Here is a 2,976-nt window from a genome sequence, read left to right on the forward strand (position 1 = left end):
CCCTTCTGGCGGAACTGGAACAGTCGATCGAAACCAGCACCAGTAGATGTCAAATTGCCCCAGAGTCCCCTAACTCCAGCCGAAAGACAAGCACTCACCCAAGTACCGACGATCGATCTACCTACCGCTCGGGCGCTAGGATTTACCTGGGAGCAGCCGCTGGCGCAAATCCCTGGTACTAGTGCCGCCACCACAGCATTAGCAACATTCTGTCATCGATCGATCTCAGACTACGACGAACAACGCAACTATCCCGCTGCGGCTGGCACCTCGGGGATGAGTGCGGCGCTGAAATTTGGCACCATTGGGATTCGGACGGTGTGGGCGGCGACAACTACCGCGATGAAAGAAGCCCGCAGCGATGAAGCCCGAGCGGGCATCACCACCTGGCAGCAAGAAATCGCATGGCGCGAGTTTTATCAGCAGGCAATGTATCATTTCCCCAGCCTAGCCCAGGGGCCTTACCGCGACCCCTTCAAGCAGTTTCCTTGGAAAAACGACGAACATCAATTTCAAGCCTGGTGTGAGGGCAAAACGGGCTACCCGATCGTCGATGCCGCGATGCGCCAACTCAATCAAACTGGCTGGATGCACAATCGCTGCCGAATGATCGTCGCTAGTTTCCTAACCAAGGATTTAATTATTAATTGGCAATGGGGCGAACGCTATTTTATGGCACGCCTGATAGATGGGGACTTGTCATCGAATAATGGTGGCTGGCAATGGAGCGCATCGAGCGGGATGGATCCCAAACCCTTGCGAATTTTCAATCCCTATACCCAAGCCCAAAAATTCGATCGCGATGGCGACTATATTCGCGAGTGGGTACCCGAGCTAAAACCGATCGCTACCAAACTCATCCTCAGTGGTGATATTCAACCGCTAACTCGCCATCAAATCGGCTATCCTCTACCGATCGTCGATCATAACGTTCAACAGCGATTGTTTAAAGAGCTATACGCTAGTGTCAAAGGTGCGGCAGGATAAATAGGCTTTAGGCTTTGGGCTTTGGGCTTTAGTTGTAGGGTGGGCACTGCCCACCATCAGGGTTGTAGGTATTATCTATTTAAATCATAACTGTATCCAGCCATTTATTTTTGCGGGAAATTTAATGAAAGATTGGATCGATCGAGAGATCGCGAGTTTAATCGATCGATACGGACAGGTGCCACCATTGTGGGTGATTTTTCCAGACGAGCATCCCTATAGTATGTGCTGGCGGATGGGTTATGGTGATTCGTATCCAGAGATTTGGAATCAGTGGTGGCACGATCGGCACTTTAGTGAAGCCGAGCGGATTGCCTACTTTCAGCAGTGGACTCTGCCCGCGATGTGGCTCAAATGGACGATCTTGGCAATCTGGAATCTGCGAGATAGTGAAGATGATGCCGATGTCGATTTGACACCTTATTTCGATCGATTAGCCGCGCTGGGATTTCCTATCAAGGAAGACTACGAGCGAGATTTTCACGATCCCAAATGGTGCGGCGATGAAGAGGATCTGGATTTAGCATAAAGCTGCTTTGAGCTGCAACATTGCTAGGGTGCAGTTTATACTCGTGGGTAGTCGAGCAAATAAGCTCGATCGATTCGGATCGTCTTATCGAGTTAAATATCGATCGCAACTTGAGATGTCGATCGATCGAACCGACAGATAGCAGCAATAGACCTCAGATCGCCAGTGACTGTGATGTGGCAAGATAGAGAGTGGATTATATAAATACTTTTTACAGATGCAAACAGGCAAAAGTTCTATACTCAGTCGCGGGCGGCACTGGTTGCAGACAGGAGTGATGGCAATGCTGTTACTGACGCTCTCTGTAGGGCTGAGTGCGGCAACTCTACTCCCCTCGGGTAACGCTATTACCGACGGACAGGCGATCTTACGCTATGCACTCCCGATCGAGAATAAACCAGTGCGGGATCTGCAAAACAGTCTGGAAGATATTTCCAACCATTTGCGGGGGAAACAGTGGAGTACGATCGCCAGTGATGTTAAGAAAGCAGCAGTAGTAGTCAAAAACAAGCGAGCCGATATCCTCAAAAGTGTTCCTGAAGCCAAACAAGCCGCAGCCCAAACACTCCTAGACGACATCCAAACCCACGTAGAAGCTCTTGCTGTAGCCACAGAAGCCAAAGACAAGCCCCAAGTGCAAGCCGAACGCGCTGAGGCGTTAGCACATATTGGCACGCTCGAAGCTTCGATGGTGACTGGTTTCCCTTACACTGTACCTACTGAATATAGTAACTTACCGCAACTCCAAGGTCGCGCCACGATCGCCCTCAAAACTACCAAAGGCGATATCAACCTGACTGTCGATGGCTACAGTGCGCCAGTAACGGCGGGTAACTTCGTCGATCTCGTCAATCGGGGTTTTTATAACGATCTTGCTTTTACCCGCGCCGAAAATGATTATGTCCTCCAAATCGGCGATCCGCCAGGGGAAGAAGTTGGTTTTATCGATCCCAAAACCAAGAAATATCGGGCGGTACCGCTCGAAGTGATGGTTAAAGGCGATAAGGAGCCGATGTATGGGATTACGATGGAGGATGCTGGCAGATTTCGCGAGGAACCCGTATTACCCTTCTCGTCTTATGGTGCGCTAGCAATGGCGCGTCCTGAAACCGATCCTAATGGCGGCTCGTCGCAATTTTTCTTCTTCCTGTTCGAGCCAGAATTGACTCCCGCCGGACGAAATCTCCTCGATGGTCGATATACTGTCTTTGGTTATGTTACCGCCGGACAAGATGTCCTCGGACAACTCAAAGCCAATGATAAAATCATCTCGGCAAAGGTAGTTGAAGGCGGAGATTTACTAAAAGCTTAGGCACAATTCATTCTGTCTAACAACCCCACAGCCCCAAGTTGCCACCTATTAAAATGGGGGCTATTGATGCTAAGTCCGCCTGCGCGGAATATTTAATCTGTCCGCGCAGGCGGACTTTGCATCACTAGCCGAGACTTCAGTCTCCAGG

Annotated in this window: 3 protein-coding genes; all 3 read left to right on the top strand. The window is 50.2% G+C overall.

Features of this window, described 5'->3' with window-relative positions; translation table 11 throughout:
* On the top strand, positions 1-987 hold a 987-nt coding region (locus RMO35_RS16375), incomplete at its 5' end, for an FAD-binding domain-containing protein (protein WP_309742390.1).
* Between the two features lie 124 nt (positions 988-1,111).
* Positions 1,112-1,516 (top strand): hypothetical protein, encoded by a 405-nt coding sequence (locus tag RMO35_RS16380; RefSeq protein WP_309742391.1) that lies wholly within the window; start codon positions 1,112-1,114, stop codon positions 1,514-1,516.
* 217 nt (positions 1,517-1,733) lie between these two features.
* Entirely contained in the window at positions 1,734-2,828 is a 1,095-nt protein-coding gene (locus RMO35_RS16385; protein WP_309742392.1) for a peptidylprolyl isomerase, read from the top strand.
* Positions 2,829-2,976: the final 148 nt, after the last annotated feature.

This window comes from Chamaesiphon sp. OTE_20_metabat_361 (genome assembly GCF_031364565.1).

Coding starts and splice junctions, on each gene's coding strand:
- RMO35_RS16380 (WP_309742391.1), top strand. CDS start 1,112: ATGAAAGATTGGATCGATCGAGAGATCGCGAGTTTAATCGATCGATAC.
- RMO35_RS16385 (WP_309742392.1), top strand. CDS start 1,734: ATGCAAACAGGCAAAAGTTCTATACTCAGTCGCGGGCGGCACTGGTTG.